The organism is Haloferax elongans ATCC BAA-1513 (assembly GCF_000336755.1).
GTDB lineage: Archaea > Halobacteriota > Halobacteria > Halobacteriales > Haloferacaceae > Haloferax > Haloferax elongans.
Genome location: NZ_AOLK01000007.1, coordinates 1 through 24,655, shown reverse-complemented (window position 1 = coordinate 24,655; position 24,655 = coordinate 1). Strand labels below are relative to the sequence as shown.

The window sequence follows — 24,655 nt, the reverse complement described above, 5'->3', positions numbered from 1 at the left end:
AAGTTAAGCTCACCTGCGTTCTGGTCAGTACTGGAGTGAGCGATCCTCTGGGAAATCCAGTTCGCCGCCCCTATTCATAAGAAAGCCCACTGGACTTCGGTCCAGTGGGCTTTTTTCATTTACAGACGAGACAAAATCGCATAAAAATCAATACAAATTAATTTAAATTTGGCGTCTCAATTTTGAGATGCTATACTAAGATATGAATTATTTATCAATGGTATTTCAGGTATATGAGCTGACGCCTCGTACTGTTGTGCTTTCAGCCGCCGGTCTACGAGTCCGCTTGTGGGACATACTCCACAATTTTGGAGCGTCGTTTTCAAGAGAAGTAGCGGGAGGTAGATTTGAACTACCGATCTCCGGGTTATGAGCCCGGCGGAATCTCCTGGCTATCCCATCCCGCTACTAAATCAAAACCCGTTGCTAGGGGTAAGACTTGTGTTTGTATTCGTGCCTGTCAACACATCTCAAATGTTATGGGATTTTCAAGGCTAAAACCCCACCCTTCAGGGCGGGGAGGATGTCAATGGTGGAGCGGTTCTCACTGCTTCCCCAACGACCGCTCAGATCCAGCTCCGCGACCAGTTTCGGCTGTCCTGTCGTGTACTTTCGTCCCGTGATGGGTCATGTGAATCGACAGCCGAGTCGGGTTCACGCATCGGTAATCGCCTCCGGAGCAATTCGTGTCAGACCGAACGTGTGTCCCAGATAGACGGTCTCGCCAGCCGCCTGTGCCCATTCGACGCTGCCGCCGTCCTCGAAGAGTCTGCCATCGAGGGGGACTGCCCGGACACGCGTGCCGTCCTGTTCGAGGATGTTGAGTTCGGTTGGGCTGAACGGGATCGTGCCGCTTGGGCCACGGATGCGGTGGGCCCCACCGACGAGCGTCACCAGGCGGGCGCCGACCAGCATCAGCCCGTGGGGTCACGGCGTTTCTGAGGCCACGCGCCATACCTGCTGGCCAGAGGCGACGTCGAATGCCTGAAGGGTGTAGTACCAGGCATGAGCGCTGCCCCAGTTGCTCGGCTCTGTTGAAATCCTATTGGTTCGACACTCTCCCCGCTGAACCAGCCGGTCGGTAAAAGCTGCGAATCAATCGGCAGAACGGTTTACGGTTAGCATTCGATGTCGGCGACCAGTGCCAACTGCGGTCGCTCGTCGCTTGGATGCGAGTACCAGAAGTGGAATTGAAGACAGTAGTTCTGGTTCAGATCATCGACACCAATGATGTCGACACTCCCCGCAAAGTCCTCGACAACTCCGTGTAACGCGACCGGGGAGACATCTTCACTCGGGACCACCGTCACTTCCTCAGCGACACCCGCCGACACGGTAGGAGTCCCAGTCCAGCATCCCGGTTGTGGTTTCGAGCGCAAGGTGGAATGTCCGCGCTCTGTCGTTCGCATTCTGGAGGTCGACGGTCACCTCTGTCAGGGAGCTGTCGGACGTGAATGGACTGAGACAGCCGGAGACTCCGGCCAAGGCGGCGGCCGCACTGAGGAGGGCGTGGCGGCGTTGCACACGTCTGCCTAGACTCGGCCTTCGTAAGTATGTTCTCTGTATTGACCGCTCAGAGTGATCAGCCGTCCGCTCACGTGCCCACGTTTCTTCTAAATCCGTCGCAAAGCACTCGCTGAGCAGGGCTGCGAGCGTCATGACCAATTCACTCATGGACCTGCTCGCTTCTCAAACTGGTTTAACTAGACAGTGCCTGTAGGGACTATAGTTCTAGCAGGTACTCACGTGTGCTTCTCTGTCCCTCCGTTACTTTAGTAACCAGTGCTACCCTATATTGAGCAGAATAAATCAACCAAATGATTGCATGACTCCTGATTTACCCCCTGTCTCGGATTACGCAGACAACGATCAGCTCAGTGTAAACACAGACATCTTTGAGAAGGCGTACGCACTACCTGGGCACTCGGGGATGCCATACGCGTTCACAAGGATCGATGCCGTGTATATTTGGACACTGGGCGGCTATCAAGTCGCAAGAAATCCTAACGACTATCCGATATTTATCGCGGTATTGGAAAGTGATGTGAACTCGTGGCAGTCGTTCTTTGAGGAGTATCATATTCCTAGTGCATTTGAACGCCAGCCAGAAACCGAAGTTGAGGGTCCGCTACAAGTTGTCCTAGAACCACGACCTAACCTCTCTACTACGACTGTTGAGGGGCATCCAGTGATTACACTTCAAGAAACGCTTGAGTATGCACGTGCGAACTCTTGCCACTTTGGCTCTGCAATCCCATTACTCCAAGAACAATACGACGCTACTGAGGAGTGATTGATTTGAGGTTCATTCATTTTTGACCTCACTGCCTCACTTTCTATCCCCTCGCAGTCAGATCGTCGTTGAGTGACGTTCTACTCGCCCACTGGTTACCGCGACGGCGTCTTTCTCTTCCAGACGTCGCACAATCTCCTGTACGTCCGCTGCAGGCCAGTCAAGCTCCTGTTGCAGGTCAGCCACCGATTTCGGTTCGTCAAGCGCGTGCAGCACTTCGAGCTCCTCGTAGACGCGCTCAGTGATCTCCGCCACGGGGTCGTGCAACGGTGTCGTCACGTTGTGTTGGTCGGTGAGGTCAGTCAGCGCTTCGTTGATGTACGTCACGAACAGCTCTTGGTCCAAGAGTTCGACCTGCGTCTCGAGTTCCGCTTCGACGACGTCGAACTCGAGGCCGGTCTGCATCAACGAAAACATATCCTCGATGTCGTCCACCCGACCGGCGACCGCTTTGAACAGGAAGATGTCTTCTGGACTCACGAGTTCGACCACGAGATTCCCCGGGTCGAGATACCGTTCGCTCCGCCCACGAATGCCTGGAGAAAGAATCAGTTTGCCGATTACCTGCTGATTGAAAACGTCGATGCGACACCCATCGTCGTTCTCGAGGATTCGTTGGGCACCGAGTTCTTCGTATTCTTCGTCCGGTTCCCGGACGATATCGTATCCCAGCTCGAGGAGCACCGCTTGTAGCTGACTCAGATCGTCCCCAGAGGAGACGATAAGGTCGATATCTTTGGTCGTCTCTTTGAGTCCACGAAACGCCATCGACCCACCGCCAATCAAGAAGACAGTGAGTGGGTTGTCCAGCTGCTGGCCGATGCGCTCGAGTTCCGACCGGATGTATGAGCTATCGAACCGCGCCCTCATAGCGTCACCTCGTATTCCTCAGCTAGTTCCTGGAAGTCCTCCCACTCGGGAAGTCGAGCCGTCCGCTGGTCACCGCTGGTGTCGAGATATGTGCAGAGATCGTCGACGACGTCGTCGACGCCGTACTTGGTGGCTTGGCCCCGGAGCACGTCGCGGTCGATGTCGACGTGACTGAGCAAGAGTAGACAGTATGACTGCGTTCGTGCGCCCGAGTCGATCACGAGCATGTGGCAGCACAATGTCTCCGGTGAGAGCTCACTCGTCGTCTCCGAATAGAGGTAGTATCGACGGTCACGTGCCAACAGCGGGAGGCCGTATCGTTGGAATTGGTCAGGCCCTGTCGGAATGAAGTGTTCCTCGGTGATCTCAGTCGGTGTCTGGACAAGGAACTCGTCGAGAGACTCCCACAGAAGCGTGTAGGTGTCAGTCTGTTCTTCGACCGTCTGGCGGTGGACGTGATGGGCAAGCTCACGAGCGAATGCACTCAGCTGTTGGAAGCCGTCGTTCAGTGCGTACGCCCCGTCGTCAGTTTGGTAGACGAGTCCGCGATGTTGAAGCGGGGCAAGCGCACGGTGGGCGGTACTCCGGTGGACGTCCGCGTGGCGGGCGAGCTCTGTTGCGGTCCGTGGGGTATCGAGGAAGTAGCACACACGGAGGGTTGCCCCTGACAACAGCTCCGGCCAGTCGATGTGTGCATACTGCTGCGTGAGGCCCGTGAGTAACTCAAGTGCCTTTGCGTCCGACAGTCGAATCTGCTTTGTTTTCCCCTGGCGGCGTGTCTCGACGAGACCAGCCGTTTCGAGACGTTCAACGAGTTCTGAAGTGTAGCTGAGACTCCGATCGAGATTCGTTGCGAGTTCAGAGACCGTCTGCTCACCGTGGAGAGCAGTGAGGGCGCGAACCTCGCCTTCTGTGAGCATACTGTTGCATACTAGCGAACCAATATATAAATGATTTCGGTGTTTTGCAACACACAGCCGACTCAGTCGAGGACGTGGATATAACGGATGAAAGCCCTCGGCCGCTCGGCATCCCGCGACCACGCGAGAGGCAGCCTCGCTGGCCATCGTTCACCTCATTACCAGCGATTAGCGCTGGATTGCAGTGACATGAGTTGAATCTTAGGAGTCATTTTGAAGATGTGTGGTGACATATTGGGATAACCAGGCCGATACTGCGATCTCATATTGTGGATTCAATAGTGCTGGCAGATGAATAGACGTCTTTCGCAACCGGTACGGTCCCTATACATTCACTAGCAATCTTCATACTGTCGGGGAAATATCAACATTCATGGCTCACCGGAGTCGGGACGTACAGAAGGCGCACGACAAAGGAGTACTCGCCGAAGCCCGAGATCTCGAAAAGAAAGGCTGGGATGTAAAGGCCGATATCACAGGTCATGGCTATGGGAATCCACCTTCGGTCAATGGACACCAGCCCGATGTGTATGCCACGAAACGGGGCGGGACCCGTATCGTTGAAATCGAAACGGACCCAGATGACGACCCCGACCAACACACGGCATTCCGACGAAGCGCTGGCCAGACGGGGGCGAACTTCTACGGATGGATTGTCGATAAAGGGGGGAATCGCCGAACGAGGTTTGAGTAGAGCTCACTCAGTTTTCTGCTGTAAGGTTAGTTAGGGAAGACCCCAGTCGGTCAATCTCTCAAGAACCATCTACATCCTGTGATTCGGACGGCCCGCCCCGCTCGCCGCTGCCGCCCGCCACGTCGCTCGCGACCGACTATTAGAGAGTAGTAGGTGAGGAGTCCAGAGAGACAGTCTGATCTGGAATCTAGCGACCTGGAAACCAGTGTTTCTGTAGCGCAGTATTAAATTGGTAACCTGAGAAAAGCGAAGTATGGTTGAACCAGTCTCCATCGGAGCAAGTATTCTCGCTTCTTCTGCAGCGAACTATGTCTACAGTAAAGGGAAGCGGATGCACTTCCTGAATGAAGCTGTGGAGAATGCGGCTTCTCAGGTGGCCGAGGACCACGATGGACTGGACTCTGACGTTTTCATACATATCTTCCAAGACGACGAAGTCATCAAGCTTGTCAAGGAGTTTGAGGACGGAAGCAGTTTGATCACACCAGAAAACATCGCTGATACATTCAACGATGATCTACTCGGAGAGGAAGTAGAGACGCCACCTGAAGAACTGGTGCTGGAGTTTTTGAACCAGTTAGAGGTAGAAATCAGTCAGAACCAAGAGATTGGCTCCAAGTTGCGTACCATCTATCTACAGCGAATCCACCAGTACTCTGAAGATCTAGATGGAGGACAGGAAGAGATCTTGCGTGGCATCCAGGAAATTGAAGCACGAATACCTACCGACAAAGGATACGATATCTTCCAACCGATCAACGAGCGGTTTGGTCAGCAGCTTGACGGAGAAGACCCTGGCAATAGGTATGATCTCCCGCTCTTCGGACGTGAAAATGAGCTGAACAGGGTTCGAAACTTTCCGGAAGCCGATGAAGACGTACTTATACTCACTGGACGGGCTGGAATCGGGAAGACACGACTCGTGGTCGAGGGGAGTCTACTTTTGGAAGCTGAGAACCCGGACTGGCAGGTTTACTGGACGGATATTGACGCCGGAAACATTGACGATGGCCTTGAAGAACTTGACCTAGAGGACAGGAATACTATTCTTTTCGTTGACGATGCACGAAACACGGGTCAGATCAGGCGTTTATTCGACCTAGTGGACCAACACCAACCACGTCTCAAGCTCATCTTCGCGGAGAGACTACATTTCACCTCTACACTGCAAAGCCACGGGAACCGGCTCAGAGGTATTGAAATAGACACAGTCGAACTCCCCAGACTGGATACAAACGATGTTCACAGTATACTACAGGAATACTACGGAATCACTGATCTATCAACACTTGAGCGAATCGCAGCGATCAGTGAAGGCATCCCCCTCTTCGCTCACCTTCTCGCTGAACAAAGCTCCAGAGGGGAACAAGCAGACTCTGTCGCACAGGAAGATGTGTTAGAGGAGGTATTCGAGGATATCATCAACGACATCCAAAGACTGGATGGAGTAGGAGATACGAAGGATCTGGAGACATACGTCAAGTACCTTGCAGCCGTCGGAGAACTTGATACAGACAACGATGAGCAAATCAAGCGATTTCGAGAAGTACTAAACATTGATGAGACCACAGAGGAAAACCTCAGAGAAACACTAACAGAGTACATCGGACTGGTTGCCGAACACGGAAGTAGCCTGACCATCCAACCAGATGCTCTGCAAGAATACATTGTCTACGACAGCTTCTTCTCAGATTCTCCACGCAACTACCAAGACAAAATCTACGACAATTTCAGCGAGTTCACAGGGAAGAACCAGATCAACCAGTTAGCTGTAATCCATCGACGATACGACTGTAGAGACGCCCGGAAAACCATTCGAGACGCCCTGAATTCAGAACTAGATCTGCTCAACGAATACGGCTTTGCTAAGAGAGTGAGACTTCTGCGCCGATTCAAAGTCCTGGGCTCAGCGTATCCGCATTACGCAATCAGACTTGTCAAAAAATCGTTGCGGGAAGAACTCCCCGAAGACCAGGAAGACGAACAGCTCTTCCGGAGTTCAATGTACACGGCATCTCCAGCCGGAGACCTCTTAATCGAATCTATTGACCTGCTTTCCAATGCTCTACAGGGAGAACCAGAAGAAGCGACTGTCTGGCTACTCCGGATCGCAGTCGATCATCCGTCACAGTCACAGCTTCGAACCGAAAGCGTAGAACAAAAACTCAAGCAAGCGATGCGACCCGGTCTCCAGAGATCACCTGCCGCACAGCAAAAGATCTTGGAGGTAATCGGGGAAAACTTCCTCAACGAAGAAATCAAGAAAGAACTTCGCCTTGACCTGCTCGACATCATCGGGGAAACCTCCAAGATAGAGATACACGACTTCTCTGTTGACCCGGTTGATCACTCCCAAGTGAGATCCTGGCAGGGAGACCTTCAAATGACGGAACTGCAGGTGGAACTACGGAAGCAAGCTGTCGAATATCTCATTCAGATCATTTGGGAAGATTCTCACCCCGAAGTAAGGAGAAAGGCCGCGAAGAAACTGATGAACTTCGAGAACTCACAGGCCAGATACCACGGTAAGAATCAAGAAGTGATCAACGAGGAAGAACTCATCCGGATTCTCGAATTCGCCTCTGAATATGTCTTACAGAACGAGGACCTGCAGTGTATCGACACTCTGAGCAAGTTAGCTGGCAGGGAAAACGCGGAAGAACTCGGCATCGAATCGAACGTTCGGGAACTTGAAGAGGCGTTAGCGGAGAACGAAAGATACCAGCTTCTCCAGAATATGAGGTACAGGCCTCCGAAAAAGATGGAGGAACGGGAAGCTGAAATTCGCAGGTTCGCCGAAGATCTGAACGAAGAAGAACTCGAACCATCCGATTTCTCAGATATCGTCTCAGAACTCACGGACACGTCCTTCAACCAGTTCTTCAGGGTCCTAGCAGCTGAGCGACCTGAATACGGAGAAAAACTTCTTGAAGCCGATGATTCGGACCTCAACTCCTGCAAACCACAGGTTCTCGTAGGGCTCTGTTCTTCTGATCCGGATCAAGGAAAAGAACTCGTTGACCAGTACATCGAGGAAGAACAATTCGAACTGGTCTCCGCAGGGCTCAGTGCCTTAGCCATCCAAGACTTGGACTTCGCTAAAGAGAACGTCAACGAACTACTGGAAGATAGATCTGAGATACCCCGGGAACTCGCATCCGGACTTAGCCAGGTAGTACACGGATACTGGAAAGACCACCAGGACTGGACAGAATCAGTCCTTCTCACACTTCTACAAGACGCAGAATCACTTGATCTACAGTCCGTGGACAATATCTTGCGGCCACTCCCGTTGCACAAGGACGACTCGGAGGAAGTAGATGGAGGAATCCTTGAAGAGGTATTGGACTACGCTGAGAAAAGAGAAAACCTAGCCTCGGAATCGCACAGCGTTGAACTCGTAATCCAGGAGGTTGCGGAACGGAACCCGGAACAGTTCGTTGACTTTGCTCTCCAACGACTGGAAAACGAATACACTGGGGTCTCACTCCTACCGACACACCTGGACATAGGAACAGACCGGATGAAAGAAGCAGACAGCTACAAATCCGCAGTCAGTAAAATATGTGACCGGATTCTCGACACCGACTACTACACCCCGATGGCATTCTCAGATCTCACCGGGGGCTTCCCCATAGCCGATATCACAGAACACCTCCTCCCAAGAATCCCGGACTGTTCCGAGGAGCAGTTGCTCCAAGTCATCTGGTACTGTAAGTCCCTCCCAGTAACCGAGGACACAAAGAAAATCTACCGGAAAGTAGTGACTGAAGGCGTCGACAATATCCAAGAATCAGAATCCGTTCAAAACGTAATCCACAGCGCACTATACACCGATGCAATGGCCTCCGTCAGTTTATCCGGTGTCAGCAAGAAGGAAGACGAGATCGAAATGCTCCGCGACTGGCAAGAAGACACCTCACTACCATCTTCCGTCCACCTGTTTGCCGAAGAAGCAGAAGACCGCCTCTTAGACGGAATAGAACGCCAAGAAGACCGGCTCAATGACTTCTAAACTATTTACTGGAAAGACAGTCGCTGGATTCACACGTGATGTCGGCTCCAGTTGGAACAACTCGGGATTCAAAGGAGCTGGACCAGGGGATTGCCACTTTTCTAGTTGTGATTCTAGAACCCTATATTAAGAGCGCTACGGAGATGACGAAAGAATTCATACAACACGCCTGGCATGCATTCGACGAACTTGGTGATCTGTTCGAAATTCACGAGGAACCATATTTGGTACAGATACCTACAAGATCCAGTCTGTATATAATTAGATTCTAAGAAGAGATCCGGCACCGAAGATGGACCCAAACAAACGTTAGCGCCCGCATCCCGCACCAACACGCCCTCTGACGCTCGATTCGCCGACCTTGCTTCGCTGGCTTGCTGCCCGTTCAATTGCGTCACCGAACTCGTCCGGATTCCAATCGATAATCTCGGCACCGTTCTCTTTCAGCTTGTCCGGTACATCCTCGTCACTGACGCTGTCGTCTACCTTGATCGCGACCAAACCGTTCCCGTCTTTCAGTGACCGTTCAATCTCGTAGTCAACCCAGTCACTGTCTTTCGTGTTCTCGCCCACCAAGACAACTGTGGTGGAGGTTCCGTGGATTTCGTCCCGGATACACTGCTGGATGTACTCCTTGTTCGTGCTGTCGACGGGGTCGAGAAGGTGGCGGTCCTGGAACTCGACGTCGACGTTCTTGTTCCATCGAAGCAACCGGAAGCCCTTGGCTTTCATTCGGTCACTTCCCTCGTAACTGATGAAGACTCGACGAGTGGTCATTCTTTCATGCGGCCTGGTAAGCCGTGCTTATTGACATAACGTGGCTATGCCTCTTGTGCCTTTCGCGTAGTAATCTCCCAGTACCGGTTCTCCTGGCTGGTAAGCGCCATTACCCGCTCGACGAACAGCTTCTCGGGATTCTCCGCGTCCTCATATTCTTTTGTCCCAGTTTTGAACATCTGCTCCTCGCGTCGAAGCCCCTCAGCGGTGGTCCGGTAATTCATCCACTTTCTCTGGTAGTTGAGGTACGATTCGAGGGCCTCGAGGATGATAAGTAGCACAGAGGCGGCGATGATCACATACTTCCAGAACGCGCTGGATGTCACGGGAAACAAGGTGACGGCGACCGGAAGGACCGCAGCCAGAACGATCTGAGAGATCTTCATCGCACGGTGGTACTTTTTGTTGCTGATTGCCTTCGTGTCGTACCACTCGAATTGCGGCTTATAGAAGTCCTCATAGAATTCGTCGAAGTTCTCTACCATGTATGAACCCCCGATTTACAGGATGGACTCTTCTTCGATTTCGGTCCACCTGTCGTCCAGTATCTGCTCGAGGTCGGTTCCCAGGTTCTCTGCGGCGATGAGAAGGTCGGAAACGATCTCCACCGTCTCTTCTTCGAGGACTTCGCGGGTGTTCATCGGTTCCATGTGGTCCAGCGATTCCATCGCGTTCGCCATACGGCCAGCCGGGGAGGCCATCCGTTCGAATAGCCAGTCTTGCAACTCCTCCGAGTCCATCACGTCATCCGTCGGGTTCAGTGCCTCTCCCCATTCACTGACGCCATCTGCCTCCAGGCCGAACATCCCCTCCAGCTCGCTTTGCAGGTTCAGGTTGAGGGTGTTCGCCGCTGCCAGTCCGACGATGAAGCTGTCGGCCAGCGTTTTCTCGATCTGCTGGATCCGCATATCATCATCGGCATAGTCACGGGACATCCGGCCCACGTACTTCGAGAAGTGGAGCACGTAGTGGTTCATCCTGTCAGGATACGGGAGCGTGAAGATATCGCGGTGATGCCCCTTGTCGTGTTCTTGCTGCCGTTTCTGCAGGTCCAACAGTCCCGTAGAGTCGCTCATGCGTTGATCGCTCTTGCGGGAATAATCCCTCCACCGTTATCACAGTTAGGGCACAATTTCAGTGGAGCCTCATTTTCAAACTCGTGATCACATATCAGACAGAACCAGTTGGACACGCTCTCTGAGGCGATGAGGGATAGGTCGACGTCCATCTTCTCCATTTTCGTTTCGAGAATCTCCTTGGTATCCTCATCCTCGCCAGCCTGCATCATCTCGACGTAGTTCCGGACAGACTCCCAGCTGAATCCGACTTCCCGCTCCCACGTTGGGTACCGGTATTCGTGATACCGCTTGTTGATCAGTTCCAATCGGTGAATTTCGTCGAGGTACTGCTGCGAACAGTCCTCTCGCTCTTCGAAGAGCCCAAGGAGAGCGTCAGTCGTTTCGGGGGAGACGAGTTTCTTTCTGAACCCAGACAAGATGCCGTCAAACCCGGTCTCGTCGGCTACCGTCTCGAAGCTGATCGGTGGGTAGAGCCATTTCATCTCGTCCGCCACGAGACGGTAGTCGTCCCGGATGCCGCCGTTCCGGTAGTTGGTGAACAGCGGGGGACCGAGCGAGTACCAACCGATATGGTAATACCCGGCGAGATGCCGCTCTCCCTTGTAGTTCGTGCAGAAGAAGAGGTAGGGCCGGTTGTTCTTCACCAGGCCGGATCGGATGTCGCGGGTGCAGGTAGAGCACAGTCCGTAGCTCATCGTCTCGAGATTCGGGTCGCTCTTGTTGTCGTTGACCTTGGTCACCTCCCGGACGGGATACTTGCTAATCTCATCCTCGCAGTAATAGAGTGTCAGATAGCTTTGGGCATCTTCCGATGCCTGATGCTCCTCCCATGGCCCATTAGGAGGCGCGTAAGGAGGAGCCTCATCGGGTTCATACCTCATTTTACCTTCTGGTGGAGGCTTTCGGCCCATAAAGTGTTTCTCCCGCCGAATGTTCGATGAGAGCAGGTGTGTCGTAACATTCAATGAGTCAACGACTGGCATTCAAAGCATACGGATAATGTCCGAGTCCTCGACGAAAACCGATGAAATCCGGAATGGTCTCGATGAGGAATCACTAGATTTGTTCTGGCAGTTCATCGGTGAACGGCAGAAGGTATGGTATCGTAGGGTTGTCGAGGGCCGACCGGCGCCGTGGACTGGTGATGAGATCTTGCAGGAGTACCGGTTCACGAACGTCTACCGGGAGTTAGATCCCGGGACGCAGTACGTGATTCAGGACATTTTGGAGGAGGATGCCTCTCGTCGGGATAAAATCTTCAACGTGATGATATACCGGTTGATCGGCCGGCTCGAAACACACGAGTATCTCGGGTTTCAGTCGCTGGATTCTTTCGATGCAGCAGAGTTCGAGGAACAGCTGAAGCACCGGCGGGACGAGCTGGGGGAGACGGTATTTACCGGGGCGTACATGGTCAGCGGCTACAACCAGATGGGGTCATCCGATAAAGTTGAAAACGTGGCCGCGCTGTTTGAGGAAATCACGGACGAAACAACGAGTTTCGACAATATACTCTCGACAAGATCGATGAAGGGTGCCTACGACCTGATCCGTTCCCAGCCGGGATTCGGGAATTTCCTGTCGTATCAGGTCATAGTCGATCTTCTCTACCCAGTGGACTACTACGATGGTGGTTCCGTACTCCCATTCTCTCCTGACGACTGGTCGTCTCCTGGTCCGGGTGCTCAGAAAGGGCTGAACCAGCTGGTCACGGAGTTCAACGGGTTTACTCGTCTTGATGTGATGCGGTGGCTCCGACAGAACCAGCAAAAAGAGTTCGACCGTCTGGACTTGGAGTTCCCCTATCTTGAGACGGAGGACGGGGGTCGGCTAGAGCTTTCGTTAGCGAATATTCAGAACTGTCTGTGCGAGTTCTACAAATACCATAAAATCCTGCACTCGAACGGCCGTGCGCGGCGTTGCTTCCGGAACGACGAGGCTCGCTCATGTGATGAACTGCGAGATATGTACGAAACTGCTCCACTCATCAGGTTGCCGAACTCCTTCTAAACATATTCAGCAGGTCTCCTGGAGTACGTTACACATCCTGGCCATAACCAAATCCCACTCTTTTTTCGCGATTTTGTTTAAGTAGTACCGTGAACAATAGCGTCTAAATGTGATGATTTAGTTGGTTGCCGACGATACGCGTGGCCAGCTACCAAATAGAGAAATCATGTCAAATCCCGACGCCCCCGAACCCCTATACGAGACTGCCGCCGGCGTACACGTCGGCACCACAGCGAATGGACAACCAGTAGTCGCCGAAGAAGGAGACGGCTCCCTCAGTGGGGCTGACTGTCAACGCGACCGGAACGCGATGGAAACCACCGTCGTCCCCTTCACTCAAGCTAGCACGACCTTCCACGCCCGCGACGCCGACAACGAGGAAAGATGGAACAACCTCTGGGAGCACCAGCACGAGTGGAAGCGTGACGACATCGGTCGCCGCACTCACATGGATAAAGTGCGACTCACCCAAGCACTCGGTGACAACCTCGGCCTGTCCCGGAACCAGCGTGGCCGGGCCGTAAGTATCGCGGCCACGCTTAACGGCCGCCGATTCAACCGCTTTGGTGGGATCAACGCCCTTGCTCTGGGGGCGATAGCGTATATCGGTGACCAAGACGCCGAAACGTTTGAGGACAGGATCATCGGTCGCGACCGATTCGATGAAATCTGTGACCAATTGGGTGCCGATGGCGTGGAAGGATGCCGAAAGATCAAAGAGATTTTCCGAGGGTCGCCGAACTCATCCGAATCCACAGCATAAAGTCCGCTTACCCTCTCTGAGAAGGGCCGGCTTATCCGTTCCACCGGATGAAATCCTCATATCACGATATTGCATCGAAGATGCAAGATGTCGCCAACGATGGCATCATCACCGACGACGACCACATAACCGAGCAGTCGAATAACGCAGATACAGCGCAATGCGACAGTGACAAGCGGGGCGACTTCCCCTCCGATGAGTGTCTGAGGACTGGTCGCAGAGAACTCTCAGAGTAGGTTAATAAACAGTCCAGTCATCGCCACGTCCGCGATTTTTATTTCCCCCTGGAAGGGGTACGGGGTGCAGACAAGACATCTCGCGAACTATCAATGGCAACGAGATACATCTACGAAACCGGCTTCGACGAAGACGTACTGAGCGACAATACACCGTATCCCGAATGCGACGAACAAGTGAGAACGAATACAGTCGAGACGATCTGTGAGGATTGTGGGCTCGTCATCGACGAACAGAAAATCAACTACGGACCGGAGTGGTGATCGTTCGAAGACAAAGAAGGAACTCCGAATCGAACAGGTGCACCGCTCACCGTCATACGTCACGACCGAGGGCTGTCGACGGAAATCGGTCGCGGGAAAGATGCGAACGGAAACGGCCTCCCAGGGCAAAAGCGTCAGTGGCTATCCCGAATGCGGCGGGAACAGAACCGTGGTCGGTTCCAGTCGAAAGTCGAGCGAAACCTCGCACACGGGCTGGGCGAAGTTCGAAGAATCGCGAGCGTCCTTGAACTCGGCGAATAGGATAAATTTGAGTGAATGGCCCTTTCCGTCTCATGGCTCATATGCCATGAGATGGAACATATATTCAAGTAGTATATATACTATTGCTGGGTTTGCTTATAACTATTCAAAGGGTCAAGCACCGGTAATCTCGTGTGAGTGTCGAAATCGGTATTTAAGAACAAAGTCAAAGATTGCTCAGATACTGCCTCCGTTGTTCCATCTTTTCCTGCTCAGTTCGCTGGTCGTAATGCTTCTCCAAAACGCCTTCAGATACATTAGCTCGGTCACTAACGGCAGGCTTTGGCCATCCTTGATTAAGCGCATACGTGATACCCCCTCGCCGAATAGCGTGAGGACTCCTACTGGACGGGCACTTTGACGCCTCATCATATTTTGTTGCCGCACAAGTTTCGGGACTTCGACTGTGGGGACACTCAATACCAATCTCGCAAGGGCGAGTCCCCCGATAGCAGTCTCCTCTAAGAGTGGTCGTATGGGCCCGTCCTTCGGGAGTCGCCAACAATGGTTGACGTCCGGACTCTTCAACAGCGTTCACCCGTTTCGTTTCTATCCAGTCGTTGAGGATAGTACAGACATCGTCTGAGAGTGCAATGAAACGCTGACCTGCTTCTTTATTCTTGATCGGAGTTCCTGTCTCGGGTCGGTGGACCACCCGAAGTGACTGATCCTTAGGGTCGTAGTCACCGAGATCAAGAGCATGAGCGGCACCGACGCGCATCATTGTATGCCACAACAGTGTGAGAACCACGTGAGGCCGCGACGCGTATTCGAATTTGTACAAATGCTTCAGAATTGCTTTCGCCCGGTTCTCGTCCAACATCACTGTCCGAACGTTTTCGCTGTCTCCGAGGACCGGTGAGAGTACCCTCGTGTGGAGGTCTTGTTCGACCCCGTCAATCGATTCGAGCCATCGAATGAAGACCCGAAGGGTATCTATCTGCGTTTTCTCGGTCACGGGTTTGAGATTGCCTTCGTCGCGTCGCCAGAGCCGAAAGTAGTGGAGGTCCCGTCCACTAATATTATTCAAGTTGGTGATTCCCTGATCATCACACCATCGGAGAAAGTGTCCCAACCGAGAACGATGGGAATAGATCGTCGCTTGTGATACCTCGTTCTCACGGTCGGTGAGATACAAGTTGAGTGCTGATTCTGGGTCGATTGGTTTGAGCGACATGATCGGTTGTTTGCGATCCCTGGAAACACCCTCTTTCAGACACCTCTAATCGGCCGCCTCACGGCCTGCAAGGGAGTCCGTTCGCCTCTCGAACAAAAGCCTGCAGATCTCACCCTGTCCTATCTGTTCTCTACTGCCATCAAGAATTAGGTCGGGAGTATGTCAGTGCATCATTGCTTCAATCGCAGACAAACTGACTTTCGGTAGGTCCTCGCAACTCCGTAAATCTACCACGCAGCCTACGCCGACTCCACGCGCCACCACACAACCCGCCCAGAAGTTTTCCGACTGGCCACGCACTCCTGTGATTCGAGCGTCCGGAGTTTGCGGCGGGTTGTTTCACGTGAGCACCATCACTCGGCGGTGAACCCAGACCGTGTGGATTCACAACCAGGGATCAGCATCTGCTGTCGACGTGAGAGGAAGTGCGATCCACGGAGTCAAGAGTGACCCCACAAGATGAGTGGCTGGTCGTAGATACTGAAAATTAAATTAAACAATCAACAACTCTTGTCATGGCCCTCCCAAACCAATCCCCACGCCGAACGCTACTCTCGCTTTCAACTCTTGCAATCGCGGGGTGTACTGGTCAAGCACTCTTTAGTAGTGGAACCAACTCAGACTGTTCACACGACATACCACTTTGGGAACCGGAGGAATGGAGAGTCCCCAACTACGATGTTCACAATACCAGCCAGACTGAACTCTCTGTCAAGCCGGGAAGGAGCCCCGTCCAGCAGTGGACAAGCAACCTCTTCGAGGCACAACAAGAACTGTCAGCAATTGATTCTGAGCAGGTGAGCCCAGTAGTACTTGTCGACGGCCACGTGTACACAACGGTTGTCCACCCGAGTTCCCGGACACTTCAGCGCACAATCTCAAGAGAACAATGACGAATTTGTTTCTCGCGTGAAACTAGACGCGTGATGCTCTCCACCGTTGACGACTTCGTGTTCAGTGAACCTTCTGGGAAGCCATTCGGCTCACTCCAGCTCTGTGGTGCCCTCATCTTTTCGGATCTACCCTAGCTGTAATTGTTGAGAACTCGGCAATGGGGAGCCGGCTGCTGTTTATACAATGTTCTGAGCCAAACAATGATACTCTCCATTTTCGGGTTAGATGCTAACCTGTACATCCAAAATCAACTTTTTGCACACCGTATTCGAGATGAAGTCCCTAATCTGAGGCTTGCATCGCTGAAAATCGAGTTCATACAGCATTGAAGACAGTGATGACGCAAAAATTCATTTCGAATACGGTGTGGCAAACTATCTTTCTGGATAACCGCTGGTATCCGAACAAGCACTGGCACTGCACGCCAATACATTCAATACAATTTAGTACATCTGATATACTATGCCCATCAGCGCGGACCGTTTCGAGGCAATTGACGACGGCAATGATAGCCCAAGTCCAGGCACAAACGCATACAAAATCCTCTCATTCTTAGAACAGAATGCTGACCAAGCCTTCACACAAGGCGAGATTGTCGAGCGGACGTCTGTCAAATCAGGGTCCGTCGGCCCGACTCTCGTTAGGCTTAGAGAACGAGGTCGTGTCGAGCATCGAGGTAAATACTGGCGAGTTAGTGACCACGTCTTGAGCCTTGACGCTGCAGCCAACCATGCTGCTGCTGTTGCAGCTAGTCGCGAAGAAGAACCATTTGAGTACGACGAATGGCAAGAACATGCTGTTGACCCGCGAGAACAGCGTGACTGACTCCGCTCGCTTCAAGAAAGGCGACGTGTTCTGGGCACCGGACCCATTCCGACGTGGGTCAAACCCGCGGCTTTGGCTAGTTCTTGCCGCGGATTCACTTCCATACCCTGGAGAGGAGTATATTTGCGTAGCTCTTACGACCAGCGACCTTCCGCGAAACTACGAGCTTGGAGATGACTGGATTAGTGGCAAAGACCCAAGCAAGACCTCGTATTGCTCTCCATGGGTCGTCGCTACAATCAAACATGATGCAGTCGTCAACCCACAGGGACAAGCGACTGAATCATTTGCCAACGAGATGGTTGCAGAGTGTAAGCAGTATCTCGGCCCCCAGTAGAGTGGGCCTCCCACTAGTCGTGCCATCCACCTAGTCTCGAACTCTCCTGCGCTGTGGGCAGTAGTGAATCTATATTCTCCACCGGCCAATGACCGCTGCTATTCGAACTTGAGACCCCACTGTTTCCGGAGAAATCACATCTGAAGAACCGTCGGTCTCGCCCGCGCGCTAAAGCACGAATGGCGTCGCGCTTGATTTTGCGTGACCAAGATGGCACCATATGTTGTACACCCTTTCTGTCAAAACCTGTTGAATTCAACAGATACGCTTACGATCCATTTCCGAATCGGTCGATGCATCACTAAGTGGAAGTCGATCAGGATACACGTAAAAAGGGATACATCAGGATTTGGGGATTCTAAGAGAACCACAGTTATATTTCCACCACCCATCAATTGAATCAAACTCTCGTGAAAAGTGGGGGGTGGGAGTCAATTTGTATTCTACTATTGGTTGGATAATCTTCCTGAGAAGAAACTGATGGAGTGACATAGATTACTTCTCGACATCTTTGAATAGGTATCTAACCCCCGTTCCGAACGCTCGTTAGTATATAAAGAAACGGTAAACAGGGGGAGGGAGGGTCATTCCGAACGCTCGACTTCAAATCAGGGACCCATTTGTGAACTCAAAGTGATAGTTGCAGTTTTCGACGACGACCGATGGATCGGATGACCCTTGTTTGGCTGCAATTTCATCGACCATGTTTCCGACGTTTCTCTGCAAGGCGAGTTCGTACAGTTTCTCTACACAATCTCTCGCGGCGAGTCTGTCTTGATAGTTCATCTTAGCTTAATTGAGGCGCTGTATCGCTCCCTGTTCGCTCCCGTTGGTTGCTCTCTGAGGAAGGGCATTTAGCGCCTAAGTACAGTAAAAAGTGGAGCAAGAGATGTTGAAAACAGACGGTTAGCATCCATGTTGTACGATTCAGTTGTCGGCAAGCAGTGAGGGGTATAACAAGCCACAGAAATTCAGCCACCAAATTACCTGAAGCCTCGTTATTTGGTGTTTTGATACTCCTATCACCATAACACGGTCGGAACAACCCCCCTCTCTAATCAGGCTTTGATTGACAATTCACACTCATGTTGTGAATAACTCCCATCTGCTATACTTAGCACGCCAATCTAATCAAGCTCTGGATAATCCCCACAGAGCTGTTCATCACATAGAGAATATTCTATGACACAAATTCAGGGCGGGCGGCATCACCATCTACGCCGGCCTGCAGCCCCCTCAAGACCTTGGAATTGTCCACGAGATCTCGATGACAGACGACCGATTTTGGCGATGTCGACGACTCCGAAACGGCCCTCTCGAAATAACAACCTACCCACTCCTCATTTCCGACGTTCTTCCAGCCGTTACCTGCACATTCCATCGTCGGTGGCCACACATCCCACGTTTCCGACGTTTGTGCCGTCCAGAAGCCTTGAAAACCCTACAATCGAGGACACGTTGGCTTTGTGACCAAACCCACGTTTCCGACGTTTAGACCACACACCCCATGTTTCCGACGTTCTTCCAGTCGTTGCCATTACCTTCCATCGACGGTGGTCACACACCCCGCGTTTCCGACGTTCTTTGTATAGATCCATCCCATGGGTTCTCGCTGGAATTTCGGGAGTGAGAATTACTAAATTTGCGTTGTAAACCACCCAGCGGCTGTCGTTCAGTTTTGGACTGAGTGGGACCGTAGTCCCGCCCAGTATTGAGTTTAATTCAGTTTCTCACGAGAACGTCGGAAATGTGGGGTGGGGTGTTACTGTGTTGACCGTGCAGTCACCCCCACTTCGCGAGTTCTGTTCCACCAACCATTCATTCCCTTTCTACCACCCCCCACTTTTCACGAGAGCTGAATCATAGCGAGTGACACTGAAATTAAGTTCGCTAGCCCCCGTACCCACCCCCCACTTTTCACGAGAGTTTGGTCATCTGCGAAAGGTGTGTAAAGTAAACACTCAGACACGTAGTAAATAGCGTGAGGTGGTCGGTTGAATCACGACTTGGAAAGTATAGCCCTCGCGTGGCTTCGGATTTTCGACAATTCGATGCTGTCGAATGTGCTACTGCTCTTTTCCAAGGTGTTGATGACCGCATCAACAGGCACTGTGAAGGTGAATTGAAGATTGATACCACGTTTGAATCCCTCACTAGTAATGGAATTCTCAAGCACGCCGTACGTGCCCGCGCTTTTCAGGTGTCTGTTCACCGTTTCCTGCGTGTAGGGGTTGTCACCAGTTGCTTCACAAACAGTCTGATAGAGCTTATACACAGCCGAGCTTGACGCTACACCGTCGTTCACGTCAGCGATGATTGCCGCGGAGTACAGAGATAGCTTCTTTTGCGGGGACAGCCTCCCAACAATTTCTAGCACACGATCGTCCAATAGCAACTCATTGGCAATTTCAATGTGTCCTGTCGTGACGACCGAATCACCATTTTGATTCGCAAGTTTGCCCCCATCTCGTAGTAGACTAATCGCACGACGGGCACCCCCCTCATTTCTAGCACTGTATGAAGCGACAAGGTCGATCACCCCCTCGCCCAAAGCACCTGGCTCAAAAGCATCTCGACGCCGGGAAAGAATCTCGCGAAGTTCGTTCGCATCGTAATCAGAGAAAGCAATGCGGTCGGGTTGTAGGAACTATCAGTTCGGCTATCGAGGTTGTTGAGGAACTTCGGGTGGTTGGTGATGACCACAGTAGAAATCAGAGTGTCAACGTGGCCTTCAGCCATCGCACGGCTCAAACTGTAAAGCAACCGTGAATATGCGGGCTCATCATTAAGACTGAGATCCGTCAAAGTATCAATCTCGTCTAAGATGAACACCAAAGCGTCGAAGTGGTCTTCTACTATTTCGTAGAGCCGGACGTATTTGGCGTCAGTGGAGAACCCTTTCTGGGGGATATCCCAAACAACTCCTGCCTTTTTCGCAGTCTGGCGGCCAAGTTCCCACACTACTCGGTCGAGAGTACGTGATTCCATCAACTTGAAATTCACCGAGACAAAGTCGAACTTGATTCCATTCTCAGCTGCCTTAGCTTTCACCGTCTCTGCAACAGATTTGACTGTGAGACGAGGGTGTCATAGAACGATTACCACACCAAAGAGCAGGGTGAACGCTGAGGTGGTATGAGCCCAGCGACCCTGCAAGATCACCCTTCGGTAGAGTCGTTCTTCAATGTCGCGGAGACCGAGACGCTCGCGTTGTTTGAGTACCTCTCCTTCGAGTTTCTCGAAGAGTTCGACGTGTTCGCCCCGGCGGAGACGGGGCGAACACGAGAGCACGAACCGCCAGAGATGATGCGTGGCTTCCTTCATTGCTACTATCACAACATCTATGGGATTCGCCCGGTTGAGCGGGAGCTTCGGAATACGGTTGTCTGGTTGAGCTGTGGCTTCGATCGACCGCCGTCGAGAGACGCGGTCGATCGCTTCCTCACCGACCTCGAACACGTCGTTGACAACGTCTTCGACCGGCTCGTCGAGCAGGCCGCCCGCCGCGGCCTGCTCGACTTGACCTACTGCATCGATTCGACCGACGTGAGAGCGATGCCTGCTGATCAAGACGCCTCGAAGTGCTATGATCCGACGGCTGAAGAGTACTACCACGGATACGGCTGCACGATCGTCTCGACCGGGTCAAAAATCCCAATTGCAGCCGAGTTCACCGAGAGTAAGCAAGCACCAGAAGAGACGGCGATGCGCGTCACGCGTGACGCGCTCGCCGTCGCCCAACCGATATGGATGGTCGGTGACAGCGCCTACGACACGCTCGACTGGCACGACCACCTGCTGACCGCAGGGGTCGTGCCAGTCGCTCCGTACAACGCACGAAACACCGACGACCCGAAAGATATCGAGTACAGGGTCAAAGACCGCATCTCCGAACACAGCGAGGACGTTCAGCTGAAGCAATCGACGCTAGACGAAATGTACAACCGCCGTACTGGCGTCGAACGAACCAACGACGCGGTCAAGGACTGCGGCCTCGGGCGCACCCACGCCCGAGGCCGCGTCCACGCACGAGCACAGGTGTTCCTTGCACTCTGTCTGCGCCTCGTCGTCGCAATCACCAACTACGAACGCGGAGACAATCCGGGAAGCACGATCATCACGGTGTGAGAAGAGTTCTAAATACCCTCAAAAAGACAACGTATTTACATACTGGGCGCCTTCACCTATCGTATTGGACTCTCGCTTCTCGACGTTCGTCAATAGGTACGTTCTCACAATCTTCGTCGTGCAGATCCTGGGGTGGGTCGTGATCGCGGGGTTGATCGATCCCTCCCCTAGACCAGCCGTCGCATGGGTTCGGACGCTTCCCGAGTTCGTTCAGCTTCTGTTACTCCCGCTGGGCATGCTCTCGATTCCTGCAATCGGTATCTCCCTCGGTCTCGAGTGGGCGCTCTCACTTGTGGGGGTTTCGCCGGAATCGATCCCTGCGATTCTAAACGCTCGCGGCGACGTACTGGTGTTCGCAAGCGCATATGCTCTCGCAGTTGTCGGTGCCTGGGGGCTCACTCGGATCACAGGTTCCAAGTGACTGGCCCACCCTCTCAAGGAGACTGCGGGCCCCTAGGCGGTGGCGCCACCTCGAGCGACTTCTTGCTCCTCGGCACCGCCCTCGCGGACGCCGACGATCATGAGCGCGAGGATAATCCATAGCTCGCCGACGTCAGCGAAGATGGTGAGATTTTCTACGAGCAGTTCGGGAGCGTCCGCAAACCCGTAGCTCACGAACGCAGTGAGGATGTAGCCGACACCGCCTGCGACGAGGATCCGCGACTAGGGTGTCATAGAAAGTTCACAAGGCGGTTGTTTTTCAGGAGTGTAGGGAATGAATCGGCTGTTCACTACTCGTTGCGAACCGACCGCTGCGGTTCCTGCCAGATGAAGATGATGTCCTCACCGTCGTGCAAGATACACAGCGCGAGTCGGTCAGACAGGTCGGCGCAACGTCACGGTATGACCCACCCCGCGAACCACACAGCAGCGTTCAGCCCCCGATTCAGCGGCAGCACAATGGCTATCTCCTTTTCTGGCGTCTAGAGGGCATGGGTTACAACGTTCGGAAGGCGCTCCAGAGTCCCGGCAGGCGTCTCGTTCTCGCCAATGCACTCGTCTGGGGTGTACTCATACTCGGGCTTGCGTACGTCCTCCGGGGAACCCCGGACGCCGGAATCATCGTCATCCTCGCTTCGGGGGCAGCCGCCACCAGCATCTCGCTCGTATCGCGACGGCTGAGTCGCGACGGTCGTACCGATTGAGTGGCCGACGGCTCCACGAGCCGAGCTCCGCAGCGCTACTGTGGGCTATCCGGATCTGTTCGTTCGCTCGCTCAGCTATGACACGACCTGTGACAGTTTGCGACACGGCTATCGTCTCAGACAGCTATTGTAACATCAGCGATAAAAATGGCATCGTCTACTAACCAAGCAGTCGAAAGTATTGAGCGGCCGACCGGTGTGAGTCGGTGGAACTACCTTCGTGTAGGTGGTCTGGCCGCGCTCACCGAGGCGGCCATCTACGTGGCCGGTATCGCGTACTTCCTCGTCATCCTCGATTTCGCGAGCGTCACCGGAGCGCTCCAACAGGTCGAACTGTTCGTCGCGAACGAGACGAGTCTGTACGCGATGTACCTGCTCATCTACGTGATCTTCGGTATCGTACTGGTGACGCTCGTTCTGGCGCTTCACGAGCATCTCAAAGCCGACGCACCGATGCTGATGCGCGCGACGACCGCTTTCGGGCTCATCTGGGCCGGCCTCGTCATCGCCAGCGGGATGATTGCCAGCCTCGCGACGGGCGTCGTCGTCGACCTCTACAGTACCGACCCAACACAGGCGACCACGGTCTGGCTGGCAGTTAGTCCAGTCATCGACGGGTTGGGCGGCGGTAACGAGATTATCGGCGGGCTCTGGACGCTACTCGTGAGCGTCGCCGCGCTGCGAGCGCGGGCTCTCCACCGACTTGTGAACTACTTCGGGCTCGTGGTCGGGATTGCAGGCATCCTCTCGGCGATTCCAGCACTCGGTGAGATCGGCGGTGGCATCTTCGGGCTTACCCAGATCGTCTGGTTCGTCGCTCTCGGCGTCCTCCTACTCGGCGCAGGTGGCCGTGAGGCGTCCACGTACCTTCGTGAGGAGTGATGCGACCGATGATGGTGTGAGACGAACACGGACAGGGTGCTGAATACACGCTCTGTATCGGTCACGCGGATTTTGACGGTGTTCGGAGAGAATAACAGCACCCATGGTGAGTAGCCCACCTGTACCGAGCGAATCGAGGTGGTGAAGCTCAAGCATGTGAACCGTTGTATGACACCCTCTGTGAGACTCTTACCTGTCCCACTTGGCCCATAGAGCAAGAGATCGGGTGGCCGTTCACCATCAAGAGTGTCTCTGAAGGCCCATGCTTCCGCAGCCAACTGTTCATAGCGCCCGTATATACGGTCGTTGTCAACAATGGTGTAAGGGTCAACCAATCGTTTGTCCCTGAAAACCGTCGTATTTTCATTCTCAGAAATGTCGTTGACGATGGAACCCCCCGAGCCTGACGTCGGCGTCTCCCTTTCGTCTCCAGAGTCGTTGGGGCCGTTGGTGCTCATCTTTTTGAGTATATCCGAAGTGGATTGTGATACCCATTCCTAAACGATAATGATATTTCGAGGTGATACTCCTTTTGCAAACTGAAATCAAGTGACGTTCTAAATTCCTGTGGCCGTGCTGAATACAGGGCGTGAGTCGCTCATAGGATCAACCACACCAATCGAAGCTGTTGAACTACTCGACACAGAAAAATGGCAAAGCACCGCCCCCACACCGAGCGTCGAGTGTAAACCTAGCAATTTGGGGCCTTACAGGTGCTCTTCCGCCAACCAGTTCTTCACTCGACGCTCGGTTCCTCAAACAGAATGCTCAGCCACTCACCGGAATTTTCACTTCAGAAGTTGTGGAACAAACAATATCCGCTCGCTGACTACACCCTCTGTCTGTGTCACGTGATACCCATCAGACACTGAGGAGTTCAACAGAGATACTAACTCGAATTTCAGTAAATCGGCTCGACGACGACATGTTGATGCTTCAATCGCGGAGCTTTGCATTTACCATCTTCGTCGAATTCGACGATGTCTAATGCAACGGCTCTGGTGAATCACTAGACGGCGTCGGTTTCGACCGGTAGAATTTGGAAGATGAAGCGGGAAACCGCCGATGCTCTATGTCGAAAATTT

Annotated in this window: 20 protein-coding genes, 1 tRNA gene and 4 pseudogenes; 10 read left to right on the top strand and 15 right to left on the bottom strand. The window is 53.1% G+C overall.

The window, feature by feature from the left end; translation table 11 throughout:
* Window positions 1-332: 332 nt before the first annotated feature.
* The 5 genes and pseudogenes from C453_RS01730 to C453_RS20975 form a co-directional block, all read right to left on the bottom strand.
* Window positions 333-407: transfer RNA gene (locus C453_RS01730), tRNA-Met, on the bottom strand.
* 247 nt (window positions 408-654) lie between these two features.
* On the bottom strand, window positions 655-915 hold the full coding sequence (locus C453_RS01725) for a hypothetical protein (RefSeq protein ID WP_008322304.1): 261 nt from the start codon (window positions 913-915) through the stop codon (window positions 655-657).
* Between the two features lie 203 nt (window positions 916-1,118).
* Window positions 1,119-1,304, bottom strand: coding sequence for a hypothetical protein (locus tag C453_RS20640; RefSeq protein ID WP_241430655.1), 186 nt, complete (start codon window positions 1,302-1,304; stop codon window positions 1,119-1,121).
* A 10-nt stretch (window positions 1,305-1,314) separates the two neighbouring features.
* Entirely contained in the window at window positions 1,315-1,524 is a 210-nt protein-coding gene (locus C453_RS20635; RefSeq protein WP_008322302.1) for a hypothetical protein, read from the bottom strand.
* A 60-nt stretch (window positions 1,525-1,584) separates the two neighbouring features.
* A pseudogene (locus C453_RS20975) lies at window positions 1,585-1,659 on the bottom strand (IS6 family transposase); the annotation flags it as partial.
* Between the two features lie 166 nt (window positions 1,660-1,825).
* On the opposite strand from C453_RS20975, the gene C453_RS01715 reads away from it, so the two are divergent.
* Window positions 1,826-2,293: a hypothetical protein gene (locus C453_RS01715; protein WP_049907451.1), complete on the top strand. Its 468-nt coding sequence runs from the start codon at window positions 1,826-1,828 to the stop codon at window positions 2,291-2,293.
* Window positions 2,294-2,350: 57 nt separating this feature from the next.
* Here C453_RS01715 and C453_RS01710 read toward each other — a convergent pair whose 3' ends face one another.
* Together C453_RS01710 and C453_RS01705 are read right to left on the bottom strand one after the other, a co-directional pair.
* A complete protein-coding gene (locus tag C453_RS01710; RefSeq protein ID WP_008322301.1) occupies window positions 2,351-3,163 on the bottom strand; it encodes a DUF6036 family nucleotidyltransferase in 813 nt (270 codons plus the stop codon).
* Window positions 3,160-4,083, bottom strand: a complete 924-nt coding sequence (locus tag C453_RS01705) for a helix-turn-helix domain-containing protein (protein WP_008322300.1) — start codon at window positions 4,081-4,083, stop codon at window positions 3,160-3,162. The genes C453_RS01710 and C453_RS01705 overlap by 4 nt, the downstream gene beginning before the upstream one ends.
* A 947-nt stretch (window positions 4,084-5,030) precedes the next feature.
* Here C453_RS01705 and C453_RS01695 point away from each other — a divergent pair.
* Window positions 5,031-8,792, top strand: coding sequence for an ATP-binding protein (locus tag C453_RS01695; RefSeq protein WP_049907450.1), 3,762 nt, complete (start codon window positions 5,031-5,033; stop codon window positions 8,790-8,792).
* A gap of 309 nt (window positions 8,793-9,101) precedes the next feature.
* Here the strand turns inward: C453_RS01695 and C453_RS01685 are convergent, their stop codons facing one another.
* The 4 genes from C453_RS01685 to C453_RS01670 are packed head-to-tail and all read right to left on the bottom strand — an operon-like array spanning window position 9,102 to window position 11,529.
* A complete protein-coding gene (locus C453_RS01685; RefSeq protein ID WP_049907448.1) occupies window positions 9,102-9,569 on the bottom strand; it encodes a TIR domain-containing protein in 468 nt (155 codons plus the stop codon).
* Between the two features lie 44 nt (window positions 9,570-9,613).
* Complete coding sequence (locus tag C453_RS01680) at window positions 9,614-10,054, bottom strand: DUF4231 domain-containing protein (protein WP_008322293.1); 441 nt, start codon at window positions 10,052-10,054, stop codon at window positions 9,614-9,616.
* Between the two features lie 15 nt (window positions 10,055-10,069).
* The gene (locus tag C453_RS01675) at window positions 10,070-10,645 is read right to left on the bottom strand and encodes a hypothetical protein (RefSeq protein WP_008322291.1); all 576 of its coding nucleotides are present in this window, start codon (window positions 10,643-10,645) and stop codon (window positions 10,070-10,072) included.
* Window positions 10,642-11,529 (bottom strand): hypothetical protein, encoded by an 888-nt coding sequence (locus tag C453_RS01670; RefSeq protein ID WP_008322290.1) that lies wholly within the window; start codon window positions 11,527-11,529, stop codon window positions 10,642-10,644. Before C453_RS01670 ends, C453_RS01675 begins: the two co-directional genes overlap by 4 nt.
* 49 nt (window positions 11,530-11,578) lie before the next feature.
* Here C453_RS01670 and C453_RS01665 point away from each other — a divergent pair, with 49 nt between their 5' ends.
* The 3 genes and pseudogenes from C453_RS01665 to C453_RS01655 form a co-directional block, all read left to right on the top strand.
* The gene (locus C453_RS01665; protein ID WP_241430654.1) at window positions 11,579-12,658 is read left to right on the top strand and encodes a nucleotide kinase domain-containing protein; all 1,080 of its coding nucleotides are present in this window, start codon (window positions 11,579-11,581) and stop codon (window positions 12,656-12,658) included.
* Between the two features lie 166 nt (window positions 12,659-12,824).
* Complete coding sequence (locus C453_RS01660; RefSeq protein WP_049907446.1) at window positions 12,825-13,421, top strand: hypothetical protein; 597 nt, start codon at window positions 12,825-12,827, stop codon at window positions 13,419-13,421.
* Window positions 13,422-13,750: 329 nt separating this feature from the next.
* A pseudogene (locus C453_RS01655) lies at window positions 13,751-14,179 on the top strand (TFIIB-type zinc ribbon-containing protein); the annotation flags it as partial.
* Window positions 14,180-14,348: 169 nt separating this feature from the next.
* Here the strand turns inward: C453_RS01655 and C453_RS01650 are convergent.
* A complete protein-coding gene (locus tag C453_RS01650; protein WP_008322286.1) occupies window positions 14,349-15,359 on the bottom strand; it encodes a tyrosine-type recombinase/integrase in 1,011 nt (336 codons plus the stop codon).
* 1,356 nt (window positions 15,360-16,715) lie between these two features.
* Between C453_RS01650 and C453_RS20970 the strand changes: the two genes are divergently transcribed.
* On the top strand, window positions 16,716-17,078 hold the full coding sequence (locus tag C453_RS20970; RefSeq protein ID WP_083881570.1) for a MarR family transcriptional regulator: 363 nt from the start codon (window positions 16,716-16,718) through the stop codon (window positions 17,076-17,078).
* Window positions 17,079-19,414: 2,336 nt separating this feature from the next.
* On the opposite strand, the pseudogene C453_RS20965 reads toward C453_RS20970, so the two are convergent.
* Window positions 19,415-20,493, bottom strand: a pseudogene (locus C453_RS20965) (Cdc6/Cdc18 family protein); the annotation flags it as partial.
* A 57-nt stretch (window positions 20,494-20,550) separates the two neighbouring features.
* On the opposite strand from C453_RS20965, the gene C453_RS01630 reads away from it, so the two are divergent.
* Both C453_RS01630 and C453_RS01625 read left to right on the top strand, forming a co-directional pair.
* Window positions 20,551-21,543, top strand: coding sequence for a transposase (locus C453_RS01630; RefSeq protein WP_008322284.1), 993 nt, complete (start codon window positions 20,551-20,553; stop codon window positions 21,541-21,543).
* 64 nt (window positions 21,544-21,607) lie between these two features.
* Window positions 21,608-21,964 (top strand): hypothetical protein, encoded by a 357-nt coding sequence (locus C453_RS01625; RefSeq protein ID WP_008322278.1) that lies wholly within the window; start codon window positions 21,608-21,610, stop codon window positions 21,962-21,964.
* A gap of 32 nt (window positions 21,965-21,996) precedes the next feature.
* Here C453_RS01625 and C453_RS20125 read toward each other — a convergent pair whose 3' ends face one another.
* Window positions 21,997-22,158 (bottom strand): hypothetical protein, encoded by a 162-nt coding sequence (locus C453_RS20125; protein ID WP_160163382.1) that lies wholly within the window; start codon window positions 22,156-22,158, stop codon window positions 21,997-21,999.
* Window positions 22,159-22,475: 317 nt separating this feature from the next.
* Between C453_RS20125 and C453_RS01620 the strand changes: the two genes are divergently transcribed.
* The gene (locus C453_RS01620; protein WP_008322277.1) at window positions 22,476-22,688 is read left to right on the top strand and encodes a hypothetical protein; all 213 of its coding nucleotides are present in this window, start codon (window positions 22,476-22,478) and stop codon (window positions 22,686-22,688) included.
* A gap of 147 nt (window positions 22,689-22,835) precedes the next feature.
* Window positions 22,836-23,570 (top strand): DUF4386 family protein, encoded by a 735-nt coding sequence (locus C453_RS01615; protein WP_152418000.1) that lies wholly within the window; start codon window positions 22,836-22,838, stop codon window positions 23,568-23,570.
* Between the two features lie 179 nt (window positions 23,571-23,749).
* On the opposite strand, the pseudogene C453_RS20960 reads toward C453_RS01615, so the two are convergent.
* Window positions 23,750-24,028 (bottom strand): annotated as a pseudogene (locus C453_RS20960) (Cdc6/Cdc18 family protein); the annotation flags it as partial.
* Between the last annotated feature and the right edge of the window lie 627 nt (window positions 24,029-24,655).